The following is a 24817-nucleotide window of genomic DNA, read 5'->3' as shown; positions in this document are numbered from 1 at the left end:
AGGAATTGAGGATTAACGGGCTTTAGGTATGAGGGCGCATTTTCCCTCGTACCTAAAGCGTGTTAACCGCAGATTCCTGCCGGGCGTAGCTCGACTAGAAACAGAGCGGAATCGGGCGGTTAAGGATTGAGGATTAACGGGCCTTAGGCAGGCGGGCGTATTTTGCCCGCGTACCTAAGGCATGTTAACCGCAAGCTTCTGGGTCGCGCAGCTCGACTATCCAGCTTATTTCCCGGAAAATAATCCACCAAAACGAAATGAGGACAATTGCCCGTGCACATCCTAATGTATGGTTGCTTAATTGCAGCTCTAATCTTAGTCATCGGCTTTAATCTGCAAACGCGCCGTGTGGTACGCCGCTACCCATCGCAGGTTGTTGATGCAAACCTTGCGCCGAGTGAAAAGTGGCGCGTTAATTTGCTGCTCCAAACACGATTAGCTAAATTCTCGCCGCAGGTTTACTTGCAAAATCGTAACCTAGGTTTCTGGATGTTTGCATTTTGCGGTACAACGTTCGCGTCACTGGCGTTGTTGGCGGGCACTGTTCAAGCGACGGTTATCGCGCCCGTGTGGCCACTACTGATGGGGATTTCGGCGATTGGCTTTGGTGTTACGCGCATTAAGTTGTATGGTGCGCAGCTAGTTGGCTGGCAGCAGTTGCTGCAGAATGCCCCTGAACAGGCGCAGCAGTGGCAACTAGATCAGGTTGAGCTTACGCAAGTGCAAGCACGTGTGCAGGCGTTAACACGCCTCCAGTACTTGCTGATTGCCGTGTTACTGCTACTAGCAGTTAGTTTTGAATTAGCAATTTTGACTTTATTAACATGGTGATTTCTGAACAAGTTAGCTGCTAACCATTACGAATTCAAAAGATAGAGGGAATAAAAGTGCCAGAAGTAAAGGAATACGATGCCCAAACTTATGACGTCATTGTTGTCGGGGCCGGTCACGCGGGCTGTGAAGCCGCACTCGCCAGCGCCCGCATGGGGCAGGAAACGCTGCTGCTCACACTGAACGTGGACATGCTGGCGTTCATGCCTTGCAACCCGAGTGTCGGCGGTCCCGCCAAGGGTATTGTCGTGCGCGAAATTGACGCGCTGGGCGGCCAGATGGGCCGCAACATTGACGCCACCTACATCCAGATGCGGATGTTGAACACCGGTAAGGGTCCCGCCGTGCGCGCCTTGCGTGCGCAGGCGGATAAGGCCGCTTACCACCGCACCATGAAGAAGACTATTGAGGACACCCCGCACTTGACCTTGCGCCAAGGGCTGGTTAACGAAGTCATCACCGAAGATGGTGTGGCGCGCGGCGTTGTCACCTCAACAGGTGCGCGCTACCACGCCGGTGCGGTTGTCCTGACTGCCGGCACTAGCAGTCGCGGCAAAATTATCATCGGTGAGCTCATGTACAGTAGCGGCCCGAACAACTCGCTGCCGAGCATCAAGTTGTCCGAAAACCTGGAGCACCTTGGCTTCAAGCTGCGCCGCTTCAAGACCGGGACACCACCACGTGTTGATGGCAACACGATTGATTTTGCGAAGACTGAAGAGCAGCCTGGCGACAAGACGCCGAACCACTTCAGCTTCACGACGCCGGACAGCGCCTACCTCAAGGATCAGCTGTCTTGCTGGATGACCTACACTAACGAGAACACACACAGCATCATTCGCGAGAACCTCAGTCGCGCGCCGATGTTCTCCGGTGTCATCGAAGGGGTTGGTCCCCGCTATTGCCCATCCATCGAGGATAAGGTGGTGCGTTTTGCCGACAAGCCGCGCCACCAGATTTTCCTGGAACCAGAAGGTCGCGATACCGCCGAATACTACGTTGGCGACTTCTCCACCTCCATGCCTGAAGAAATCCAGCTCAAGATGCTGCACAGTGTCGCCGGCTTGGAAAAGGCGGCCCTCATGCGCCCTGGTTACGCCATTGAATATGACGTCATCGAGCCATGGCAGCTGCGCCACAGCCTGGAAACCAAGGTTGTGCAGCACCTGTACACCGCCGGCCAGATGAACGGGACCAGCGGCTACGAAGAAGCAGCTGGGCAGGGTATCATCGCTGGCATCAATGCCGCCCTCAGTACCCAGGGCAAAGCGCCCCTGGTACTGGGCCGCGATGAGGCCTACATTGGTGTCATGATTGACGACCTGGTGACCAAGGGCACGAACGAGCCTTACCGCCTGCTGACGAGTCGCGCTGAATACCGCCTGCTTTTGCGGCATGACAACGCGGACCTGCGCCTGACCGACAAGGGCCACGAACTGGGCATCATTGACGACGCCCGTTACGCAGCATTTTGCGCGAAGCGGGACGCCATCACGGCCGAGCAGAAGCGTCTGGAGAGCATTCGCCTTAAGCCTAGCCAAGTCAACGACTGGTTGGCTGCAAAGGGTTGTGCACCGCTTAAGGACGGCGTGACGGCATCTGAGTTCTTGCGCCGACCGGAAGTGAGCTACACGGACCTCCTGCAGTTTATCGATGACCAGCAGTTGGACCACCGCATCACCGAGCAGGTCGAGATTCAGGTGAAGTACGCGGGTTACATTGCCAAGGAAGAGCAGCAAGTTGCCCGTCTGCGCCGCCAAGAAGCCAAAAAGATTCCGGACCGCATTGATTACGCGGCCATCACGGGTCTGGCCACCGAAGCACGCCAGAAGTTGACCAAAATTCAGCCGGAGACGCTGGCCCAGGCTGGCCGGATTAGTGGCGTGAACCCGGCGGACCTGGCGATTCTGTCTGTTTACATTGAACAGGGCCGGATTGCGAAGGTTGCGGGGTAAATCAGAAGAAGTAAACGAAAACAGGTCGCATTTTGCGACCTGTTTTTTTGCGTTGAATTTAGTTTTGCTGCTGGCGGCGACCATGCTGATTACGGTAGGCACGCGGCGAAATGGAGAGGTTCCGTTTAAACACTCGTGAAAAATAATAGGGATCGGTGAAGCCTAGACGTTGCGCAATCTGTTGGACCGATAAAGTAGAATCAATCAGGTAGTGCTCAGCCTGTTGCAACTTAATTTTGGTCACGAATTGGGTCACACTTGAGCCGACGTTGGCTTGAAACACTCGATTTAAATAACTGGGTGAAACATTAATCTGAGTTGCGAGCACGTGCAACGATAATTTGCTGTCGAGATGATCGTACACATATTGGATAGCTTGGGTCACATGTTCGTTCCCAATCGGTGTCGTTTGGGCCTGTGGGCTGTGAAAAGTCAGATAGGCGAGCGTGGCACTTAATATTTGAGCGGCGTAGAAGACGGCAGTGTACGAAAAACCACCGGAAAGTGTACGAATCATCTCCCAGAATTGCGACATGAGCATGGCCATATCCTCACGATTGGTTCGGGTCTGTACCACGATACTGTCGCTATTCGCCTCTTGAGGCAGATATTCGCCGACCCTGTTACCGGAAAAATGCACCCAGAAAATGTCCCACGGTTGGTCGTCGTCGGCATAGTAGGTGTGTGCCTTACCAGGTGGTAATAACACCATCGTACCCCGGGTAACTGGCCAAATTCTGTCGTCAAAAATAACCTTTCCACGACCTTGCGTGCAGAAAATCAGAATCCATTCCGCCGCGCCAGTTTTTCGGTGTACGTAATGACCTGCCGCTGCGGGATAAAAGCCGATATCTGTGAGGTAGAGCTGCTGCAGAATTGGAGACGCACTGAAATTGTTGAGGACGTTCGCGGGTAAAACGTAAAGATACTCGTTCGGAAATCCCTGCTGTTTTTTGACCACGTGATGCGCTCCTCTCAAGATAGTTTGCCGGCTTTTTTACTTGGCGAGGCTAACTATAGCACGCTCGGGGATTGATACCGAAATTAAGTTCACAATTATCCATCTTTTAGGCGGTTTCGTTCATTCAAATTAAAACGTTTTCACGTTAAATTGAATGCAGAACGAAAGAGGAGGCTGTCATGATGACGGATGCCGTAACGATTAAGCAGCAGGTAATTACAATTCCAACTTACGATGTTGGTGAGCCAGAGAAGAACCCCATGTTTCTTGAAAATCGGGTTTATCAAGGAAGCAGTGGGAAAGTTTATCCGTTTCCCGTCACCGAGCGGGTTTTTGATCAAAAACATGACCAGGATTACCAAGCAATTGTGCTCGAAAACGAGTATTTGCAGGTGACCTTCCTGCCTGAATTAGGTGGGCGGATTCAGCGCATGCTGGACAAGACTAACAACTATGATTTTGTCTACTACAATCACGTCATCAAGCCTGCCCTCGTTGGCGTTACGGGACCATGGATCTCCGGCGGGATTGAGTTTAACTGGCCACAGCATCACCGCCCAGATACCTTTCTGCCAGTCAATCACGATATTGAGTATCACCCAGACGGCGCCGTTACCCTGTGGATGAGCGACGTTGACCGCATGTATGGAACCAAGGTGCGCGTTGGGTTTACGCTGTTTCCTGGCAAGTCTTACCTGCAACTGAACGAAACCTTCTCGAACCCAACGGATTTGCCGCAAACCTTCTTGTGGTGGGCGAACCCAGCGGTACCTGTGAACGAGCACACCCAGTCGATTTTCCCACCAGACGTGCATGCCGTGTTTGATCATGGGAAGCGGGCAGTTTCGACTTTTCCAATCGCAACGGGTGAGTACTACAAAGTCGATTATTCCGCCGGCGTTGATATTTCCCGCTACAAGAACGTACCGGTGCCAACCAGTTATATGGCGGCGCACTCCAATTACGATTTCTTAGGGAACTATGACGATGAAAAGCAGGCTGGCCTGCTGCACGTGGCTGACCACCACACCTCTCCTGGCAAGAAACAGTGGACTTGGGGAAATGGTGATTTTGGCCAGTCCTGGGATCACCAGCTAACAGATAATGACGGTCCATACATTGAACTCATGGTGGGGACGTTTACGGATAACCAGCCTGACTTCACGTGGCTGAATCCGCACGAGGAGAAGCATTCTACCGAATACTTTATGCCCTATAAGGCAGTGGGCCAGGTGAAGAACGCCACTATTGATGCCGCCATCAATCTTGAAATGACAGCGGGTAAGGTGACGGTTACGGCATACACAACCGCGGAGTTTAAGAATGCGCAAGTTACCCTTAGCCAAAATGACATCCCAATCTTTACCGCCACGGCAACTTTGAGTCCAACCCAGACATTCAGCAAGACTGTGGCCGGAGTGGTTGGTAATCCGCAATCATTGACTGCAACGGTGTGTGACGCAACTGGCCGCATTTTGGTTAGCTACACCCCAGAAACGGACAAAATTGCGCCTATCCCTGATGCAGCAACAGCCATCCCTGAACCCAGTGTTGTGCGCACCAATGATGAATTATTCTTTGCCGGTCAGCACTTGGAGCAATATCGGCACGCTAGCTTCCGGCCTGAAGATTACTACCTTGAAGGCTTAAAGCGCGATGCGGGTGATGAGCGCCTGAACGATGCCTACGGATTATTGCTTTATCGGCGGGGCTTATTTGCCGAAAGTGAGCAGTATTTCTGGAAGGCCTTGCAACGCCAAAACGCGCACAATACCAATCCAGTCTCGGGTGCGGCTAGCTACCATTTGGCCTTAAGCCTGCTCCGTCAAGGGAATGATGATGCCGCATATGATGCCTTTTATAAGGCAACTTGGTCGGCAGATACGGCTGCTGTCAGCTTTGTGAACTTGGCGAAGTTGGCACTTAAGAAGACAAAAACAGCGCAGGCACTGCAGTTTATTAATGAGGCGCTGAAACGGAATAGTGAAGACATTGAAGCGTTAGCGATTAAGACGCATATTTTGCGCTTGCAGAACAACGATGCGGCAGCGCTGAAATTACTAACTGTTAGTTTGAAGCTCGACGCTAGTGCACCACTATTGCTGTTTGAACGCTCCCGGTTACCTGAAGGCGCTCATTTTGCGGATCAACTAACGGATGTGATTGCGCCACGATTGAATGATGTGCTGGGCCTAGCGCAGCTGTACCTCGAGATTGGTGCGTACCAAGAAGCACTGACAATTCTTGCTATGTATCATGGCGTTAGTCCGCTGCGGGACTATTATGGAGCATATACCAATGAGCTATTAGGAAACCGCACGGCAGCAGTCGCTGCTGCTAAACGTGGTGCAGCGGCATCGCCAGATTACTGTTTTCCGAACCGTTTGCTAGATGTGACGGTACTGGAACATGTTCAGCAGTTAAATCCAGAGGACGGGCATGTGCCTTATTTCCTGGGTAATTTTTACTACGACCGGCGCGTGTATGACCGCGCGGCACGCTTGTGGGAAAAAGCAATCAAGTTGGCGCCAGCTTACGCAATGTCTTACCGGAACTTGGCCATTGCCTACTACAATAAAGAGCAGCGGCCGCAAGCGGCACTAGATTTGCTGGAAAAGGCGTTTAAGCTTGATCCACAAAACGCCCGCATGGTCTTCGAACTGGATTCCCTGTATGAAAAATTGAACCGGCCATTGCCAGAGCGACTAGCCTTCTTGCAGGCACACCAGCAGCTAGTTGAGGCGCGCGATGATAGCTATATCCAAATGGTAAAGCTGCTCAATGAAACGGGGCAGTTTGCCGCGGCCTACTCGGCAATCATGGCGCGGACCTTCCATCCTTGGGAAGGCGGCGAAGGTAAAGTGAGTGCGCAGTACGAGTACGCACTTGTCGAATTGGCTAAGCAGGATTTGGCGGCAAAGAACCCCGCCGCGGCCGTAGACAAACTGCAAAAGGCACTGGTGTACCCCCGCTCTCTAGGCGAAGGGAAGTTGCCGATTGCGGACAACAACATTATTGATTACTACCTGGGATTGGCACATCAACAGCTGGGCGACCACGCTGCGGCAAAAGCATGTTGGCAGCGCGCTAGCAAAGGCTTGGCAGAACCGACGACCGCACTTTATTACAATGATCAGCCCGCGGACACAATTTTCTATCAAGGCCTAGCATACGCGGCACTTGGCGACGAGGCCAAAGTCAAGGGGCGGTACTTTAAACTTGTCACGTATGGGGAAAAGCATCTCTTTGACGTCATGCATAAGGACTATTTTGCAGTCTCACTTCCAGACGCACTGCTCTTTGATGAGGATTATCAGAAGCAGAACACCATCCACTGTCAGTATTTGGCAGCTCTGGGGTACCTGGGACTGGGTGAGCAAGTGCAGGCACAAACGCTAATTAAGAAGGTGTTGGCGCTGACGAATCACCATCAAGGTGTCATTCGGCACGCCAAGTTCATACTGCAGGACAAGCACAAACACTAAAACACACAATAACGTTAGCGGCATCGGCGGGAATCTCAACGGATTTCCACCGGTGTCGCTTGTGTCTACGAAAAAGGAGTGTATGGTCATGGGAACAGTTACGGTGACGCGATACCAACGTATAGGCAATCGGGACTACGACAGCATCACCTTGCGCAACAAGAACGGAATGCAGGCAACCATTTTAAATTACGGCGCGACACTCGCTCAGCTTACGGTGCCGAATCAGGATGGCCGCGAGCTGAACTTGATTCTGAGCTTACGGCAGTTTAGCGATTATGATAAAGAGCGCAATTATCTCGGTGGCACTGTTGGCCGGATCATCGGCCGCATGGCCGGCGGGCAGTGGCAGGATGGTGACGTTACCCATCAGTTTGAACTAAATGACGGGCCCAACCACGCCCATGGTGGCCGTGAGGGCTTTGATACCCAGTTGTTCACTTACCAAACACGAGAAGCGGGTCAATCGGCTACGGTGATGCTCGACTTGTTGGATGTGGCGGGGCATAACGGTTACCCTGGAAACCTGCACCTAACCGTGACGTACACACTGGATGATCAAAACACCCTGCATTACGGTGTGCACGCAACCACGGATGTGCGCACACTCTGTAACCCGGCCAACCATGTTTACTTTAATTTGAACGGGGCGGACACAATCTGCCAGCAAAATTTGCAGGTGAACGCAGATGACTATTTGCCGCTGGATGAGCAGGACATCCCCAGTCTTGGGATAAGGACAGTGACAGGCTCGCCCTTCGATTTACGGAAAGGCCGGCTGTTGGGGGATGTGTTAGCTGCAAGCGATACGCAAATTACCCAGCAGGGCGGTTTAAATCACCCGTTTTTACTCAGCAAACAGAATCCGGCAGCCATATTAACGAGCACTGACGGTCAGCGCCGCATGACGATGGCGACTACAGCGCCCGCCGTGGTCGTGTACACGGCTAACCATTTCAAGCATAAGGGTTACGCGGCCAATATTGGCCGCTATGATGGTGTTGCACTAGAGGCGCAGTTCCCGCCGAGTGCTGATCGTCACTTGCGTCCGATTACCCTGATGCCAGGTAATGAGTTCAATGCGCACACGAGTTGGCACATGGACTTTTGAAGCTAGCAAGTTTTAGGTTAGGTAGAGTGCCATTATTCTCAATCAGCATCAAAAAACACGCATCAGCAGAGGTCTGCTGGTGCGTGTTTTTCACTATTTGTTGGGTATTGTTTTGCTACAGAACTTAGCGGAACTTGACGAACAAGATTACCGAGGCAATCACAGCAGCCATGCCTAGGCTGATTAAATCAGCTCGGGAGTACTTGCTTTGCCGGTTCTTGTGGAACCCGTGCGGGCGGATAGTAACCAGAAACAGTAGGATGAGCGCCAAGGCGCCGCCAATAATAAGGATTGTTTGCATTATCTTGACCTCTCAATCTGTCATGGCCGTTGTCCGGCCGCGTAAGTTAATCGACTTTGTCTTCCAGTACCTTGACGCGCTTGAGCAGACGAATCAGGTAACGGGTCTCGTCAATCAGGAGCATGGTCGTCATGAGTGTGTCCTGGCCGTGGACCATGATGAAGGTCACGTCCATGTTTGCCCCGCCAGCCTCTTCGCTGAGAATCTTGGTTTGCTGGTTGTGGGCGTCGTTGATATCATTTTGCGCTTCGTCAACGAGTTTTTCTGCTTTTTCAAAATCACCGGCCTCTGCTGCATCAAGGGCGTGCAGGGCGGCAGTGCGAGCGTCACCCGCATATGCGACCAGTGCAAAGCCTACCATTGAGATTTCTTCTTTAGTTGCCATAAAAGTTTACCTCCGATTTTTTGGTTCGATGCCGCATGCGGTTCGAACAATGTGCACTCACAAGTTCGATACCGTTGCCGATGCGAAACGTGCTGTGTGCTAGTGTTGCATGAATTATTCAGGAATGATGTGGGTGTCGCTTAACTGCTTAAACCAGCTGGCACTCTTTTTAACGTAACGTTTCTGCGTTGGGAAATCGATGAAGAACAGACCGTAGCGTTTACTGTAACCGTTGGTCCAGGAGAATTGATCCTGCAGAGACCAGATGAAGTAGCCCTTGACGTTGGCCCCGTCGTTGATGGCGTCCGCGATGGCACCCAGGTACTTGCCCAAGTAGTCAGTGCGCTTCGGGTCGTCGATGACAGTTGAAGCGGTCGCGCCTTCTGGCAAGGATTCCTTCAAACCAATCCCGTTTTCGGTTACGTAGATTTCGGGAACCAGTGGGTAGTTGTCGTGAATCCGCATCAGAATATCGTGCATCCCGCGTGGGTAGATTGGCCAATCCCAGTCGGTTGTCTCAATGCCTTCGGGCAGCTTCTCTTCGCCGATACCGTGCAGACGGGAAACGGATGTCCCCTTTGCCCCAGTGCCGTTGTGGTGAGTCTCAGAAGCCCCGCTGTAGGCCCGCAGCCACTTACTGAAGTAGTTGTTAACACCGACGAAGTCTAGCTGGTGGGCCGCTTTATCAAGTTCTGCCATTTCTTCTGGTGTGGACTTGAACATTGGCTGGTTGTTGGCATCGAGAATTTCCTTAACGAGGGCTAAAGTTTCAGGATCGTAAGCTCCGGCAAGTGTGCCGTCCAAGTAGAGGCGATTCTCGAAGGCGTCTTGCAACGCTGCTGCGTGCTTGTCGGCTGGTGAATCGCTGTAAGGGTAAACCGTTTGGAGGGCGTGAACCACCCCGATTTTACCCCCTAAGTGCATGTCCTTGTAAGCATTCACGATGCGGGCATGGATTACGTTCTGGTTGTGCTCCGCCTGGAAGGTCTTATCGAAATGGCCGGTTTCAGCTGGTGGGAATGTCCCACTGGTGTATTGCTGAACAGCCATTGAAGTTGGTTCGTTAATGGTAATCCAGTATTTCACTTCGGGGAATTCCTTAAAGCAGAACTTCGCGTAAACGAGGAATGCGTCGAGCATCCGCTGGCTAAGCCAATCGCCGTCTTCGTGCAGAGATTCCGGCGTGTCGAAGTGGTGCAAGGTGACGAATGGTTCGATGTGATGTTCCTGGCAGGCCTTGAAGACGCGATGGTAGTATGCAACGCCGCGTGGTTCAACCTCACCATCACCATTAGGGAAGATGCGTGACCAGGCGATGGAGAGACGCACGGCCTGGACGCCGTACTTTTCCGAAAGGCTCAAGTCCTCTTCGTAATGATGGTAAAAGTCGGCGGCAGGATCAGGACTAAAACGACCTTGCTTTTCGAGGTAGTCGTCCCAAAGAACACGTCCTTTCCCGTCTTCCTTAGTTGCGCCTTCTACCTGATACGCGGCGCTGGCGCCACCGAAAATGAAGTCTTGTGGAAAAGTCTTTGTCATGTGATTTCCTCCTACTGAATAATCGTGTTACAGGTTTGATTCAACAAAATCCAGCGCCATGTCGCCGTCGTTGGTGAGGGCGATGTACTGACGACCAGTCGTGGTGACCAGTTTGACACCATACTTATCAGTCAACTTTTGCATGTTGCCCTTCATACTTTCCATTTGCGGTGCCAGGATGACCATGTCCATGTCTTGGATGAGATCCATGTCTTGACCGTAGGCGCGGGCGGCAGCGGAAAGCTTCAAGCCACGTTCCTTAGAAAGCTTGTTCAGAGCGTTGGCCAAAATCCCGCTGGTCCCACCACCGGCACAGACGACAAGGACGTTAACTTCATTTTCCTTGAAGTAGTCTTCGCCATGCGCTGCAGGTGCAGCTGCAGCTTCAGTCGTAGTGGCTGGTTCAGAAACAGCTGCAGCAGGTGCTGCGGTAGCTGTTGCCATTGCCATAGCAGGTTCGGCTGCGGCGGTGTTGCTTGCTGCAGCAGCTTCTTCGGCAGCCTTAGCGCGTTCTTCAGACAGCAACTGCTTGTCGTACTGGTGGAAGAATGGCAGGAAAATCAGGACGTCGAGAACGAGAATTGCGGCAACGAAGACGAAGGAAAGTGGTGCAAAACCCGTTGCGGCAACAATCCCGATAGGAGCTGGTACTGTCCATGGCAGGTAGTACATCATACTGTTCATGCCCAGCGTAGTAACGAAGAACTTGAAGAGTGCGATGTTAACCATTGGGGTGATCAGGAATGGGACAAAGAAGATTGGGTTCATGATGATTGGCAGACCGAACAGGACAGGTTCGTTAACAGAGAACGAAGCGGGGATGATGGCCGCTTTACCAATGGCCTTCAGTTGTGCAGACTTAGCTGCGAATACCAGGACAAAGGCAATGACGAAGGTGGAACCAGTCCCACCAAAGTTCATAACGTAGTCCATCGCGTTTTGAGCGAAGACGTGAGAAACGTGTGCGCCGGCCTGGTACTGTGCCAGGTTAGCAGCCGTGTTGGCAATCATGATTGGCATAACGGCTGGGGATACGATGGAAGGTCCCTGAACACCACAGAACCAGAAGAACGCCATGGCACCGGCAATGATGCACAGACCAATGTAAGAATCACTGGCACTGAAGACTGGGGATAGAACCTGGATGATCCAGCGGGGAACGATGGTCCCGGTTGCGGCTTTGAATGCAACGCCGAACAGCCAGAAGATGGTGATGGAAGCACCCAGTGGAATCAAGTCCTTGAAGGACTGAGCGATGTTACCAGGTACCTGTGGTGGCAGTTTAACGGTGATATTGTTCTTGATGCAGAAGAAGTAAATCTTAGGAACAAGCAGGCCGACAATGTAAGCACAGATCAGACCCTGCGTGCCCAGGTATGTCAGGTCAACACCCGTCTTGAGGGGAACGATGGACAGGATGATGAAAGCAATTTCGGACGCCACGATGACGGCAACCGGGTTAATTTGGTTGGTCTTTGGCAAGTCCAAATTCAGGTTATCGGTTAAGTTCTTAGCGGTCGTCCCGGCAACGAACAGTGCCAGCAGACCCATTGAGTAGTTGTAAGCAATCAGCAGTGTGTTGGTGACACTGTCTGGCCAGTAGAAGCCCCATGCATTTGGCACGTAGGCAATCATCATGAAGATACTGGAGAAGATAATGATTGGCATACAAGCGATGAACCCATCACGCACCGCGGAGACATATTTGTTGGCGGCGATGGCCTCAAACGCAGGCTTGAGTTTCTCAAACATTTTGTTCATGAGTTAGTCCTCCTTGTTTAGCGAGGCACGTCTCAATTGGATTCAGCAGGTGGTTCGGTGATGAGCCGCTGAATATGAATGACGAAGTAGAGGCGTTCATCCTCGCTCATTTCTGGGTAAATTTCAGTTTTGATTTCATCGAAAATTTCGGTGGCAATCACATATGATTTCGGGTAGCTGCTTTCTAGTTCTGAAACGACCTTCGGCAGGATTACCGTCGCGGCGGGATCAGCGTGCTGCAGACGGTCTACCAGGTACTGTAGGTGAATCATGAAGCGGTCGTAATAATTGCTGTTACTGGTTGAACGTAGAATGCCATGCCGCTTCAAGACCTTTTGTACTAGGTCGCTGACCGTGGCTTCTTTGTCCTCGCCGAAACGTTGTTCACTATCACTCTGACCAATCGCATTGATGAAATGGAGTGCAATGTTTTTGGCCTCGGATTGCGGCAATTTCACGTTGAGATTGCGGTTAATAATTTCGAGTGCTTCACGAGCAGCCGCGTATTCATTCGGGTATTGCTCGTGTAAATCTGGAATCATACTGTTGATGTAACTACCATCTCTAAAGCGTTTAAAGGCACCGAAGATGTGATCACTCAGAGTGATGTAAATGTAATCCAAAACGGGAATATGATACTTGCGTTGCGCAACATCGATAATTTCGTATGTGGTCGTCACCACGTCGATGGGAATATCTTTGAGTAAAAAGTAGAGATTGTGACGAGATGTCTCGGTTTCCAGGTAGAATAGTTTCTCTACCTTTTGTGGTTCAATGAAATCACCACGTCGCTTCTGGAATGCGAGCCCCTTGCCCTTAGCAACAGCCTGTCGCTGATTGTCCAGATCAACCAGGACGACGTTGTTATTGAGAACTTGAGCTATCTTTAACATGGAATCTCACCTCTTTGAGTTTAGGAGTATAAAAAAGGCCACAAACCATGTACCAATAGCGGTACCATGATTTGCGGTCTTGCCTAATTTAATAGTCACAATCCACAATCGATTTCCTATCGACAAGACTAGTGTAACACGTTACACGTTGTTGTAAACGCTTTTTTACACGTTTGCGGAGGGGTCCCATAGTTTTCATCCGTTGATTCAAAGAATTGGTGCTATCTCAAAATAACAGATGTGATTATAAGCTTGTCGATTTACAGCTGAATGCGGTTGCATTTCCTGGTGGCAAAGGTAACGTGACAAAATGTGACGATACAAAATAGTATTTTCTCAAAAAAGTTTTTGATGAATTTGTTTTTCAGGAGTTACTGCAAATTGTGATTGGGGGATGTGATTTTTAAATTATGGCTGGCAATTAAGTTGACCCTACAAATCTGTGTGGTCCGGCAAAAAAACTAGTGCTTGAAATAAGTATACAACTTGAGGGTGATTGTGTTCTTATGAAAGCATGATATGAAGCACTAATTCAAGGGCGAGGGTTAATAGCATCGACTATTTGCTATGTGTGGTGTTTTTTACCCACAAAGGTGTGGAATGGCTGGACGGAGTGGCCAGATTCACTAAAGATGGCACACAAAAACCGCCGCCGAAACGTGTATTCGGCGGCGGTTTGACGGTACTTAGATGATACTGATGAAGAGCCCAGCGATGATGACGGCCACGACGGCCTTAGCGCCGGTGTTCAGTGGCTTGATCTGCTTGCCGCGCACTTCCAATGCAATCAGTGCGAGCGTTGCAACAAACGCCACGACGAGCATGATGACTAATTTAATAACGGTTGCATCCATTTTGCCACCCCCTAGACTTCGAAGTCGAAGAAGGGATTAATCCGCTTTTGCAGGTTGTGGATCTGCACGAAATCGATGCCTGGGAACATCCGGTAGATGAATCCAGGGAAGGAGTCCCGATTGAACTTGTAGTCCATCCGGCCCATCCGGTGGGGACGATGGCCGTCGACGTATTCCCAGACCTCGACATTGTAGGTCGCACTGGGGATAACGTTAATAAAGGTGGTGTCGTCGACGGTAATGTGGGCGCTTGTGTTTGCAGCTTGTTCAATCAAAATGGCTTCCTCCAGTCCTACTTGCGCGTGAATTATTAATGCGCATAACTCAGTATAGCAGACAAAAGCCCAAATTCATGTTACAAAAAAACAAAATACGTATTGTGAAGAATTCAATATCAATGTACATAAAACGCCGCCATGACAGCGTTTATGCAAAATCAAAATTTCACAATCGTGAGAAAACAAGCTTTCATACATTGCCAATTATGAATAATTCACAAACAAGCGTTCGCAATGATTTTAATCCATTTTAGTGGACGAGCACCTGGATCAAAATGGCCAGTGCCGAGGGTAAGTTGATGAGCATGTGCAGCGCCAGTGAGTAACGTAGGTCGCGGTGGTAGCGGTAGGTGAAAGCGAGCACCATCCCCAAGGACGTGTAGAGGACCAGGAAAACACTCAGGTGCGGTTCATGCATCAAACCGAAGATGAGGCTGCTGCAGACGATGGCGAGCATACCGTTAGCAGGCGTGTCCTTTTTCCAGAAAAGGTTCATGAAGATGCCGCGGAAAATGAGTTCCTCGATGACCGGCCCCAGAAATCCGGTCAGTAAAAATAACGTCCAGGGCATAATTTTCATGCTGGCAATCACTTCAGTTTGATTCTGCGGGGTGCCGAAACGCTGCGTCAGCACGTTCATCGCTAGCACGATGGCGTACATCGTGAAGATGAAGAAGACGGACTCTAAACGCAGCGGCCGCTTGCGGATACCCAGCGGGTTGGCCTTGCGCAGTTGCCGGCGATATAGCCATAGCAGCGCGGCAATCTGTATGGCGGCCAGAGCCACCGTAATCCCCGCAATCAGCGGGTCATAGTTGTGCAGTAAGGTATGCAGGGCGGTTTTACTGATGCCGGGGTGCTGATGCTTGAGCACGAGCGGCACAACAATCATGCCGAGTTGGTAGAAGTAGAGCGTCCCGCAGGCAATGGCGAAGACGAGCAGCGACCAGAGGTGGCTGAGAAACCAGTTATGTTTGCGCACGAAGAAACCTCCCGTAATTAGTGACATCATTATAGGCAGGATGGCGGGGGAAAGGCAAAATTTTGCCCGCGTTGCTAGGTGTCGTGACCTGCACGTAGCGTGTAGCGGTTACATCCCCACTGCCGCGCAAAAGTAGCGCAACGACGCGCTTTTCTGTATAATTGGGCTGTATATGGCGTTTGCTAATTAGGAGGAAAAGATGGCTAAGGCTAACTTGAAGCTTTTTGCACTGAATGGTAACAAACCACTCGCAAAGAAGATTGCGGAGGCACTCGGCGTTGAACTGTGGCCCGCATCCGTGAAGCACTTTGCGGACGGTGAAATTCAGATTGATATTGATAAATCAATTCGTGGTGATGATGTTTACGTTATTCAGTCGGTTTCCGACCCCGTCAACGAAAACTTCATGGAACTGATGATCATGGTTGATGCACTCCGCCGGGCTTCTGCCCACCGGATCAACGTTGTCATTCCTTACTATGGTTACGCCCGTGCTGACCGGAAGGCGCGTGCCCGCGAACCAATTACTGCCAAAATGGTGGCGAACATGCTCGAGATGAACGGGGTTGACCGCGTCGTGACCGTTGACCTGCACGCCGACCAGCTGCAGGGCTTCTTCGACATTCCGGTTGACCACCTGCGCGCTTTGCCAATTCTGGCGAAGTACTTCATCGACGAAGGCATCACGGACAACGTGGTCGCCATCGCCCCTGACCACTCCGGCACTAAGCTTGCGCGGAAGTTTGCTGAACAGCTCGGCGCACCTCTGGCCATCATCGATGCTCGCCCTGGTGACGAGAACATCGGGGTCATCGGGGACGTGCAGGGCAAGACGGCCGTCATCGTGGACGACATGATTGACACCGGCATTCGCATCGAAGAATCCGTACGCGCCCTTCAAGAAGCTGGCGCCAAGGACATTTACGCCGTTGCGACCCACGCCGTGCTCTCTGCTGGTGCGGCAACGCGCCTGCGCGACCAGCCATTGCGTAAAATTGTGGTGACTGACACCATCGATATTCCTGAAGAAAAGTGCCTGCCAAACATGGTACAAATCAGCGTTGGCAAGCTCATCGGGAACGCTATTGAGCTCATTAGCAACAACCAGTCTATTCACGAACTGTTTGAGGACTTGGATTAAATTGAAATTGAGAAAGGCATCCGGCGGTTGCGTCGGGTGCCTTTTTTAGTACGCGCAGGCATACGTTGACTAATAATAATGCCCGCTAGTTATACTGTGGTATAAATAATTGGCATTTTACATAGCTAAGCACACCATCCATACTGAGGACATAATCAAATCCGGACAAATAGGAGTGATAATGATGACCAATAATCCGATGCAGGCAACTCGCGTGCAGGCCGCAGATGAGTATTATATTTTTACCTTAAACGAGCATGTTCAACGCACACACGTTTACTACCCGACGCGTTTTGGCGTTGAAATTGCCGCCGATCTGTACATTGCGAAAGACCTCGACTTAACAGTGAAGCACCCCGCCTTGGTTGTTGGTCCGCCATTTGGTGGTGTTAAGGAACAAAGCCCAGGCGTTTACGCGAACCAGCTAGCGCAGCGTGGTTTCGTGGTGCTTGCCTTTGATCCGGCATATCACGGCTATTCCGGCGGCATGCCTCGCTACAGTGGCTCGCCGGATACTTATGTGGAGGATTTCTCTGCTGGTGTCGATTTTCTGGGGACGCGCGCTTACGTTAGCCGTGAGCAAATTGGTGCGCTGGGAATCTGTGCATCTGGTGGTTTTGCGCTTGCGGCTGCGGCACAAGATGCCCGAATTAAGGCAGTAGCGACCAGCGTCATGTATGATATTCCGCATTTAGCAGGGCTGGCGACGGGGACAGCGCGTGCAGCACAGCTCAAGGATTTAAGTTTGCAGCGCTGGGCTGATCAGACCGTGGCGCCGCTTAACTATCCTGAACAGCCAGTCGCGACCTTTCCAGAGGGCTTAGACCCCGTGGCACACGAGTTCTTTAGCTTTTATGGCTTCAAACGCGGGTGGCATCCACACGCGTTGCGTAATATTACGGCCGTTTCGAATTTGAGTTTTATGAATTTCGAGGCAACGCGCCGTATTAATGAAATTGCGCCGCGGGCGGTGCTGATGGTCACGAGCGAAGAAGCCCATTCTAAGGCGTTCACTGATGAAACCTTTGCGCGCTTAGCAGAACCGAAGCAGCGCGTTGTGATGCCACGCGGTCAGCATGTGGACTTCTATGATGATGTGACTGTGATTCCGTTTGACCAGTTTGAGCAGTTTTTCAAGGCTAATCTTTAAGTAGCGTGGCACGTAAAAAGGTCGAACATGCAGATTGATACTGCGTGTTCGACCTTTTCTGTATTCGGAGTTAAGTACTCCGCTTATATGATTTGTTTCAGAAGTGCGTTACTTGACGTCGGCGCCGTTAACCCATTCGCCGCCACCGATGGAGTACCAGAGTTGGCCCTTCACGGTTGTGGTGCCATAGTACTTCAGCTTGACGTTCTTACCCACGGTGCGGGTGACCTTCTTGGTGCTGGCGCTCGCGTAAATGTTGGTGCGGGCCTTGCTGTTGGTGGTAATGGTGCCACTCTTAGCAACGGTCTTGTTAGCGCTGGTGCTGGAAGTTAGCTTAGCGTAGGTGCCACTGATCCACTGGTTGCCGCCCAGGTTGTACCAAGCCACACCGTTAACGGTTGTGGTCTGGAAAACGCGCCAGCTACTGCCGTCGGCGAGCTTCTTGCCGGTGACGCTGCCATCTTGTGGTGCGTCCCAAACAGCGATGCCGTAGCCCGGTACGTAGTGAATTTTGACCGTGCCGGAAATGCTGGTGACGCCGCTCTTGGTGGTGCTGGTCTTAGTGCTCGTCTTGCTTGCAGTCTTCGTTGTGGTCTTGGTGGCTGTCTTACTGGTCTTGGCGGTCGTGTAGGTCAGGTTCAGCGCGTTGGCGTCGGCATCGTTAATCCACTGGTTGCCGCCGACGTTAACCCAGAGGTAGCCGCGGTAAGTCACCTGACTGAACATCTTCCAGGTCGTCCCGCCGGCCAGCTTCTTGCTGGTTGGGGTGTCGGCGCTAGGAGAGGTGTAGATGCTGACGCTGTGGCCTGGGGTGATGGTGACCTTACCAGGCGTAACAACACTAGCAGGAGCCGTTGTGTCCGTCTTAGTCGTGGTCTTTGCGGCGGTGCTGGTCTTGCTTGTTGCCGCCTTGGCCGTTGTTGTAGTCTTGGTGGCCGTTGTTGTTGGCGCGCTAATCAGTGAAAATGCGGACGGGTCCGCGGAGTTGACCCACTGGTTGCCGCCCAGGTTGATCCAGAGGTAGCCGTTGGCGTTCTCCTGGCCGAAGTAGCGCCAGCTGGAGCCAGCCTTCAGTGTCTTCCCAGCGATTGGAGTGGTGTCGTTAGGGGATGCGTAGACGGGCACGGTCTTGCCCACCGCAACCTTGAGTGTCCCCTTAAGGATGACCATGCTGCTCTGCGTTTGGGTCTGAGCAGTTGTGCTTGTCGTGTTAGTCGCGGCGTTTACGGCTGCTGGCGTGATGCTAGCAGTGGCACCGAGCAGTGCGGCACCCATCAATAGTGTTGATTTCTTCATAATCGTATGACCTCCGTTAACGGCCGGCTGAACGCCAACCTTTCGTGATTCATGATAGTCTTCTACGTTTGTTACAGAACTATTTCAACGTAACGTTAACGAAATCTTTACCTCTTTTCATAATGCGTACCATCGTCACGACTTTTGCCGCATTATGTCAAAATTTATCCCTAAGCACCGGTCAGATAGCCTATAATCGAAAGTAACCGTGATTGTTTACTGCTATGCCCTAATAGGAGGAAAACCAGATGTCAGACAAAATTAAGCCCGAGGATTTAGACTGGGCCAACTTAGGTTTCGGTTACCACGACTTACCTTACCGCTTCCGCGCGTACTACAAGGATGGTAAGTGGTCAGAAGGCGGCCTGGAGACGGATTCTTACATGCGCGTGAGTGAAGCGGCGCAGAGTTTCCACTACGGCCAGGAAATTTTTGAAGGTGCTAAGGCTTACCGGCGCAAGGATGGCGGCGTGAACCTGTTCCGGCCGAACATGAACGCCCAGCGGATGAACCGGTCAGCGGATCGCCTGCTGATGCCGCACGTGCCGGAAGAGATGTTCGTTGAGGCCATGAAGCAGGTTGTGAAGGCAAACCAGGAGTTCGTGCCACCATACGGGACTGGCGCCACGCTCTACCTGCGGCCCTTCTACTTCGGGACCACGCCAATGGTTGGGGTGCACGCTGCCAGTGACTTCACCTTCGAAATTTTCGCCACACCAGTCGGTGCTTACTACAAGGGTGGCCTGACCCCGACCGCTTACGTGACTGGCAAACTCGACCGTGCTGCTCACGCCGGGACCGGCCGGGCCAAAGTCGCTGGGAACTACGCCTCCAGCCTGCTGCCGGGGGATGAAGCGCACAAGGCGGGCTACTCTGACGTCGTTTACCTTGATCCACGGTTGCACGAGAACATCGAGGAGCTGGGGAGCGCCAACTTCTTCGGCATTACCAAGGACGGCAAGTTCCAGACGCCAAAGTCACCATCCATTCTGCCATCCATCACCAAGTACTCCTTGCTGGCATTGGCACCTGAATTTGGCCTGATTCCAGAAGAAACCACGATCTCGATTAATGACATCGACCGTTTCGCCGAAGTTGGGGCAATGGGAACCGCCGCGGTCATTTCACCCGTAGGCTCCATCACGCATGAGGGCAAGAAACACGTCTTCTACTCCGAAACTGAAGTCGGCCCGTACACGCAAAAGTTGTACAAACGCCTGACTGGCATTCAGTTCGGGGATGAAGAAGGCCCTGAAGGCTGGATTGTTGATGTACCGCTAGATTAACGATTTTAGAATGCTAACTTATTTTGATTAGCTAACTATAAAAAGCACCCCATACGCTGCGTCTGCGTGCGGGGTGCTTTTGTGTGTGATTTGGAGCGGCTAACCTACAAGCCGCGTCCGTGGCAAAAGGGTGGTAAGGCTGCGCCAAAGGGCGGTTAGATTCCGATATACAAGGTAGTAACGGCGAAAATCCCGTACTTAGGATTTTTGGTGCTACTGCCTTGTATATTAGGAATCTGCCCTTTGACGCGCGACTGTATTATGAGGTGCATCAGATGGTGATGACTCTGCGACTGCGGAGTCGAGCTGCGCCGAGCAGAGATTTCCGCTTTACATGTTTAAGCCAAAGGGACAAAGTACGTCCCTTCGCCTTAAACTCGCAAATGCTCAATCTCTAAACGCTCGGCTCCGCTCTGTATCTAGTCGAGCTGCGTGGCCCAGAAGCTTGCGGTTAACAAGCTTAGCAATAAGGGTAAAGACCACCCTTATTGCTAAGCCCGTTAATCCTCAGCTTCTGAACGGGCCACTCCGCTCTGTATTTAGTCGAGCTGCGTGACCCAGAAGTCTGTGCTTTGCATGTTTAAGCCAAAGGGACAAAGAGCGTCCCTTCGACTTAAACCCGCAAATGCTCGACTTCTAAACGGGCCACTCCGCTCTGTATTTAGTCGAGCTACGCCGAGCAGAGATTTCCGCTTTGCATGTTTAAACCAAAGAGACAAAGTGCGTCTCTTTGGTTTAAACCCGCAAATGCTCAATCTCTAAACGCTCGGCTCCGCTCTGTACTCTGTTAGTAATTAAAGTGTGTCAGCGGTGCGCGCTTAACGTCTTCAATGGTCTTGGTGCCGGCGAGCTGCATGGTGATTTCCAGTTCGTGGTCGATTTCCTCGAACACGCTCTGCACACCCTGAGCACCACCGAGGGCCAGACCGTAAATGACTGGGCGGCCAAAGGCAACGAGGTCAGCGCCGGCTGCCAGCGCCTTGAAGACGTGACTGCCGCGGCGTACGCCGGAGTCAAAGATGATAGGGACCTGCTTGTTGACGGCCTTAGCGATAGTTGGCAGGACGTCAAAGGATGCAGGGCCACCGTTCAGCTGGCGACCACCGTGGTTAGAAACGTAAATCCCGGCTGCACCGGCACCGATTGCGCGTAGAGCGTCTTCTGGAGACTGAATTCCCTTCACGATAACGGGCAGGTCAGTGTACTCGGCAATGCGGCGCACGTCGTCTTCGTTAATCTTCTGGGCGGCGGAGGCGTAAATTTCACCGATACCCTTGCCCTGACCATCGCCTTCAGAGAACTTGGTCAGGTTAGCCATTGGAATTGGGAACTGGAAGTTGTTCACGATGTCAGCTTCACGGTAACCATCAACGGTGGCGTCGACGGTCAGCAAGATGGCCTTCACACCAGCCTTCTTGGCCTCATCCAGCAGGGAACGGTTGAAGTCCCAGTCCTTGCTCATGTAGAGCTGGAAGAACTGCGGTGCGCCCTTACCAGCGGCTGCGGTGTCCGCGATGGAGGTGGAAGAGTAGGTGCTCTGTGCCATCAGGGCGCCGGCTGCGGCGACCCCTTCAGCAGTCGCCATTTCGCCACGGCTGTGGGCCAAACCCTGCGCGGCGGTTGGGGCCATCATGACTGGCGTCTTCAGGTCGATGCCGAAGATGGAAGTGCTCAGGTCAGGCTGTTCGATGTTGGACAATGCCTTGGGTACAATCTGGGCGTGGTTGAACGCCTTGGTGTTGGCGCTGAGCGTCCAGTCGTCTTCGCTACCACCGGCGATGTAACCAAAGCCGCCGGTTGGGATAATCTTCTTGGCCTCAGCCTCCAGGCTTGGCAAGTTGACGATGTTCAATTTCTGTTCACGATCACTCTGTTCGTAACCATTAATAACTGTCATGATAATTACCTCCATATGATTGCTTGATGTGTCTATCCTAACACTAACTTTTAGTAAGTAAACCCCTAAGCCAAAATTTTTGTGAAAAAAGTTCCGCCAACGGCTTGCAAAGTGGGGTGATTCCCGGTATTATAGTTAAGTCGTTAAGGCATGGGTGGTTAGCTCAGCTGGCAGAGCAACGGACTCTTAATCCGTGGGTCCAGGGTTCGATCCCCTGACCACCCAGAATAGTAAGCGAATCTCTTCGGAGGTTCGCTTTTTGTTTTGCCAAAAATGCGACATAATGCCCCAAGTTGCGTCCCATCTATCCCCGCGTTACACTCGATAGGTACTAACAAAGGAGATCTAACGCGTATCGAAACACTCAATTCAGAAGGCAGCACTACCGCCCCCAGACGACTCCGGGAGCACAAAGTTATCAGCGAAATCGCAACTGTCATGTGTATCTCGATGTATGTTGCCTACATTCCGCAAATCATCGCCAACTTCACGGGCAATCCGGTATCGCCGCTGCAACCGCTAGTTACCGGCCTCGACGCGGTGCTCTGGGTGATGTACGGCTGGACAGCGCCGCATAAAGACTGGCCGATTATCATTTCAAACTTCCCAGGTATTATCTTCGGCATCGCCACCGTCGTGACGGTATACGTGCACTAGTGGCACAATCAGTCCTATTTTGTTGCAATTTATTCTTGCCAAAATTTTGCCTGCATGATACTATATAAAAGTTGTCGAAGGGCAACAAACAATTGAATGGGTGGTTAGCTCAGCTGGCAGAGCAACGGACTCTTAATCCGTGGGTCCAGGGTTCGATCCCCTGACCACCCATCACAGTAAGCGAATCTCTTAGGAGGTTCGCTTTTTTGTTGCACAGAAATCAGTTCGGTGCCGCGCGACTGCAAACACAAAAATAGCGTCCGCCACGCGTCCGCTATTAGTGCTATACAGTCAATTCAATCTGATTACCCTCGGGATCGCACACGACGCTCTCGTAGTAGCCGTCGCCGGTTGTCCGCGGGCCGCTGAGGTGCGCGTAACCGGCAGCGGTGATTGCGGCGGAGACCGCATCCACCTGTTCCTTAGAGCCCAGCGAAACGGCTAGGTGCATGTAACCGAGCGGGTAGCCATCCAGTTGGCTAAGGTTGAGGTCTTCGCGGGTGCAGACTTCCAGCCGCGCGCCGGACGCAAAAGTCAGGAAGCGGGAACTGAAGGTGGTCTTGGGGTTGTGGTACAACGCCGAGGCGCTGGCGTCAAAGAAACGCTGGTAAAAAGCGACGGTTTGGTCGAGATCCTTCACGAAAAGGCCGACGTGTTCAATATGCATAGTTGTGCGCCATTTCTGCTATTTATTGAAAGAACTAGCACCACTGTAGCACAAGGGTGAAAAGGCTTTCAAATACAAAGTGGCTCGTCATCCCTTAACAGAATGACGAGCCACTTTGCGTTTTACCGTTGGTACGCGTTCCCGAACCCCGCCGCGCGGCGGTACTTCATCACCGTGCGCCGCGAGATTTGCACACCATCCGCGCCCAGCCGAACGCAGATGGCGGCGTCGCTCAGCCGCTCAGCCGGATCTTCGTCGGCAATCAGCGCTGCAATTTTGCTTTGAATGGTGGTGGCACTGATCTCCGCCGTGACCGGCCGAGCGAACAGGGTGCGCAGTAAGATGTAGTGACCGCGCACTAGGAGCGTTTTGCTGGCGACGGCCCGACTAACGGTGCTAACTGCCAGCCCGAGTGCGGCCGCACAGCTTTGCATGCATAGTGGTCGCAAGTGCGCAGCATCTAGTGTTTGCAGATATTCCCGTTGGTGATTAGCTAGGAAACTACCAATCAGGCTGAGCGTTTCTTGCCGCTGCTGCAGGCTGTTATCGAGCTGACGGTATTGCTCGCGCTGCTGCCGTAAATACCGCTTGGTCGCTTGGTCGGCGGCGGCCAGTAGTGAGTCGTAGTAGGCCTGGTCAAAAGTCAGTTGCGGCAATTGTTCCGTCGCCACGACGAGCTGCTCATCGTCAGTCCACAGCAAGTCCGGCGTCACGTAGAGCGTGCCCGCATTGCCAGCAAACTGGTGACCGGGGGCTGGATCCAGCCGGCGAATGGCCGTGAGTGCCCTTTCCAGTTCGGCTTTGGTGTAGGACAGCTGCCCCCATTGCTCTGGTGTGGCCAGAATCCCTAGCTGACCTTCCGCGAGAATGGCGGTGGCGACAGCGTCAAAGTCATTCCAGCGCACGGCTTGCAGCCACAAACACTCACAGAGGTCGCGGGCACCAACGCCGGCCGGGTCGAACTGCTGCAGCTGATCCAGCGCGGCATCCAGGCATGTTGCAGGAACGCCACATTCTGCCTGCAATTCCGCCAACGGCTGCCGGAGGTAACCCGCATCGTCCAGCGCTGTAACCAGCGTCAGCAGGCCGCTGCGTGTGCGCGCGTCTAGCGACGTCAGGCGCGCTTGCTCGAGCAGTTTGTCGGCCAGCGTCTGACCGTCGTTAGCTGGGATCCAGTTCAAGTCGGCGTTGCTAGTTAGTGGTAAACGCCCTTCGTGGTAACTGAGCAGGGGATTTGCACAGACCACGTCCTTGAGGTGCTGGCTGAGGGCAGCAGCTGACAGTGTCAGCACGGTCAAGCTCTGGTGCATGAGCGGTGTCAGGTACTGGCGCGTGGTCAAATTTTGCTGAGGGCCTTGGCTGAGGCTCGGGGCCATGGGGTGACCTC

General features: G+C 52.4%; 21 protein-coding genes, 2 tRNA genes and 1 pseudogene. 10 read left to right on the top strand and 14 right to left on the bottom strand.

Annotated features, from left to right (window positions below; translation table 11 throughout):
- The first annotated feature begins 273 nt into the window (after positions 1-273).
- Both EKM97_RS01825 and mnmG read left to right on the top strand, forming a co-directional pair.
- Positions 274-831, top strand: coding sequence for a hypothetical protein (locus EKM97_RS01825; RefSeq protein WP_125570563.1), 558 nt, complete (start codon positions 274-276; stop codon positions 829-831).
- A 56-nt stretch (positions 832-887) separates the two neighbouring features.
- Positions 888-2786: a tRNA uridine-5-carboxymethylaminomethyl(34) synthesis enzyme MnmG gene (mnmG, locus tag EKM97_RS01820; RefSeq protein WP_125570562.1), complete on the top strand. Its 1899-nt coding sequence runs from the start codon at positions 888-890 to the stop codon at positions 2784-2786.
- Positions 2787-2844: 58 nt separating this feature from the next.
- Here the strand turns inward: mnmG and EKM97_RS01815 are convergent, their stop codons facing one another.
- On the bottom strand, positions 2845-3747 hold the full coding sequence (locus EKM97_RS01815; RefSeq protein ID WP_125570561.1) for a helix-turn-helix domain-containing protein: 903 nt from the start codon (positions 3745-3747) through the stop codon (positions 2845-2847).
- Between the two features lie 179 nt (positions 3748-3926).
- Here EKM97_RS01815 and EKM97_RS01810 point away from each other — a divergent pair, with 179 nt between their 5' ends.
- Both EKM97_RS01810 and EKM97_RS01805 read left to right on the top strand, forming a co-directional pair.
- On the top strand, positions 3927-7232 hold the full coding sequence (locus EKM97_RS01810) for a tetratricopeptide repeat protein (RefSeq protein WP_125570560.1): 3306 nt from the start codon (positions 3927-3929) through the stop codon (positions 7230-7232).
- Positions 7233-7320: 88 nt separating this feature from the next.
- Entirely contained in the window at positions 7321-8343 is a 1023-nt protein-coding gene (locus EKM97_RS01805; protein WP_125570559.1) for an aldose epimerase family protein, read from the top strand.
- A 124-nt stretch (positions 8344-8467) separates the two neighbouring features.
- Here the strand turns inward: EKM97_RS01805 and EKM97_RS11880 are convergent, their stop codons facing one another.
- From EKM97_RS11880 to EKM97_RS01775, 9 genes and pseudogenes are all read right to left on the bottom strand, one after another.
- A complete protein-coding gene (locus EKM97_RS11880) occupies positions 8468-8644 on the bottom strand; it encodes a hypothetical protein (protein ID WP_164507397.1) in 177 nt (58 codons plus the stop codon).
- 46 nt (positions 8645-8690) lie between these two features.
- Positions 8691-9029, bottom strand: coding sequence for a PTS lactose/cellobiose transporter subunit IIA (locus EKM97_RS01800; RefSeq protein ID WP_125570558.1), 339 nt, complete (start codon positions 9027-9029; stop codon positions 8691-8693).
- Positions 9030-9143: 114 nt separating this feature from the next.
- Entirely contained in the window at positions 9144-10568 is a 1425-nt protein-coding gene (lacG, locus tag EKM97_RS01795) for a 6-phospho-beta-galactosidase (protein ID WP_125570557.1), read from the bottom strand.
- A gap of 27 nt (positions 10569-10595) precedes the next feature.
- Complete coding sequence (locus EKM97_RS12255) at positions 10596-11012, bottom strand: lactose/cellobiose PTS transporter subunit IIB (RefSeq protein WP_449814791.1); 417 nt, start codon at positions 11010-11012, stop codon at positions 10596-10598.
- Positions 11013-11069: 57 nt separating this feature from the next.
- Positions 11070-12329, bottom strand: a pseudogene (locus tag EKM97_RS01790) (lactose-specific PTS transporter subunit EIIC); the annotation flags it as partial.
- A 32-nt stretch (positions 12330-12361) separates the two neighbouring features.
- Positions 12362-13222 carry a transcription antiterminator LacT gene (gene lacT, locus EKM97_RS01785; protein ID WP_125570555.1) on the bottom strand — a complete coding sequence of 287 codons (861 nt, stop codon included), beginning with the start codon at positions 13220-13222 and terminating at the stop codon, positions 12362-12364.
- Positions 13223-13908: 686 nt separating this feature from the next.
- Positions 13909-14076 carry a hypothetical protein gene (locus EKM97_RS11875; protein ID WP_164507396.1) on the bottom strand — a complete coding sequence of 56 codons (168 nt, stop codon included), beginning with the start codon at positions 14074-14076 and terminating at the stop codon, positions 13909-13911.
- Positions 14077-14087: 11 nt separating this feature from the next.
- Positions 14088-14318, bottom strand: coding sequence for a hypothetical protein (locus tag EKM97_RS01780; RefSeq protein ID WP_404820196.1), 231 nt, complete (start codon positions 14316-14318; stop codon positions 14088-14090).
- 286 nt (positions 14319-14604) lie between these two features.
- Positions 14605-15336, bottom strand: coding sequence for a CPBP family intramembrane glutamic endopeptidase (locus EKM97_RS01775; RefSeq protein WP_164507395.1), 732 nt, complete (start codon positions 15334-15336; stop codon positions 14605-14607).
- A 199-nt stretch (positions 15337-15535) separates the two neighbouring features.
- On the opposite strand from EKM97_RS01775, the gene EKM97_RS01770 reads away from it, so the two are divergent.
- Both EKM97_RS01770 and EKM97_RS01765 read left to right on the top strand, forming a co-directional pair.
- Entirely contained in the window at positions 15536-16477 is a 942-nt protein-coding gene (locus EKM97_RS01770; protein WP_125570552.1) for a ribose-phosphate diphosphokinase, read from the top strand.
- Between the two features lie 181 nt (positions 16478-16658).
- Complete coding sequence (locus EKM97_RS01765; RefSeq protein ID WP_225419191.1) at positions 16659-17627, top strand: alpha/beta hydrolase; 969 nt, start codon at positions 16659-16661, stop codon at positions 17625-17627.
- A 108-nt stretch (positions 17628-17735) separates the two neighbouring features.
- On the opposite strand, the gene EKM97_RS01760 is transcribed toward EKM97_RS01765, so the two are convergent.
- Positions 17736-18923 (bottom strand): SLAP domain-containing protein, encoded by a 1188-nt coding sequence (locus tag EKM97_RS01760; RefSeq protein WP_125570551.1) that lies wholly within the window; start codon positions 18921-18923, stop codon positions 17736-17738.
- Between the two features lie 248 nt (positions 18924-19171).
- Between EKM97_RS01760 and EKM97_RS01755 the strand changes: the two genes are divergently transcribed.
- A complete protein-coding gene (locus EKM97_RS01755; protein WP_125570550.1) occupies positions 19172-20209 on the top strand; it encodes a branched-chain amino acid aminotransferase in 1038 nt (345 codons plus the stop codon).
- 787 nt (positions 20210-20996) lie between these two features.
- On the opposite strand, the gene EKM97_RS01750 is transcribed toward EKM97_RS01755, so the two are convergent.
- Entirely contained in the window at positions 20997-22106 is a 1110-nt protein-coding gene (locus tag EKM97_RS01750) for a lactate oxidase (RefSeq protein WP_125570549.1), read from the bottom strand.
- A 152-nt stretch (positions 22107-22258) separates the two neighbouring features.
- On the opposite strand from EKM97_RS01750, the gene EKM97_RS01745 reads away from it, so the two are divergent.
- From EKM97_RS01745 to EKM97_RS01735, 3 genes are all read left to right on the top strand, one after another.
- A tRNA-Lys gene (locus EKM97_RS01745) sits at positions 22259-22331 on the top strand.
- Between the two features lie 213 nt (positions 22332-22544).
- Entirely contained in the window at positions 22545-22763 is a 219-nt protein-coding gene (locus tag EKM97_RS01740) for a hypothetical protein (RefSeq protein ID WP_225419190.1), read from the top strand.
- 98 nt (positions 22764-22861) lie between these two features.
- Positions 22862-22934 (top strand) — tRNA-Lys (locus EKM97_RS01735).
- 112 nt (positions 22935-23046) lie between these two features.
- Here EKM97_RS01735 and EKM97_RS01730 read toward each other — a convergent pair.
- Positions 23047-23430 carry a VOC family protein gene (locus EKM97_RS01730; RefSeq protein WP_125570548.1) on the bottom strand — a complete coding sequence of 128 codons (384 nt, stop codon included), beginning with the start codon at positions 23428-23430 and terminating at the stop codon, positions 23047-23049.
- A 122-nt stretch (positions 23431-23552) separates the two neighbouring features.
- Entirely contained in the window at positions 23553-24806 is a 1254-nt protein-coding gene (gene rpoN, locus EKM97_RS01725) for an RNA polymerase factor sigma-54 (protein WP_125570547.1), read from the bottom strand.
- Between the last annotated feature and the right edge of the window lie 11 nt (positions 24807-24817).

This window comes from Lacticaseibacillus songhuajiangensis, from assembly GCF_003946025.1.
GTDB lineage: Bacteria > Bacillota > Bacilli > Lactobacillales > Lactobacillaceae > Lacticaseibacillus > Lacticaseibacillus songhuajiangensis.
This window is presented reverse-complemented; position numbering and strand designations above follow the sequence as displayed.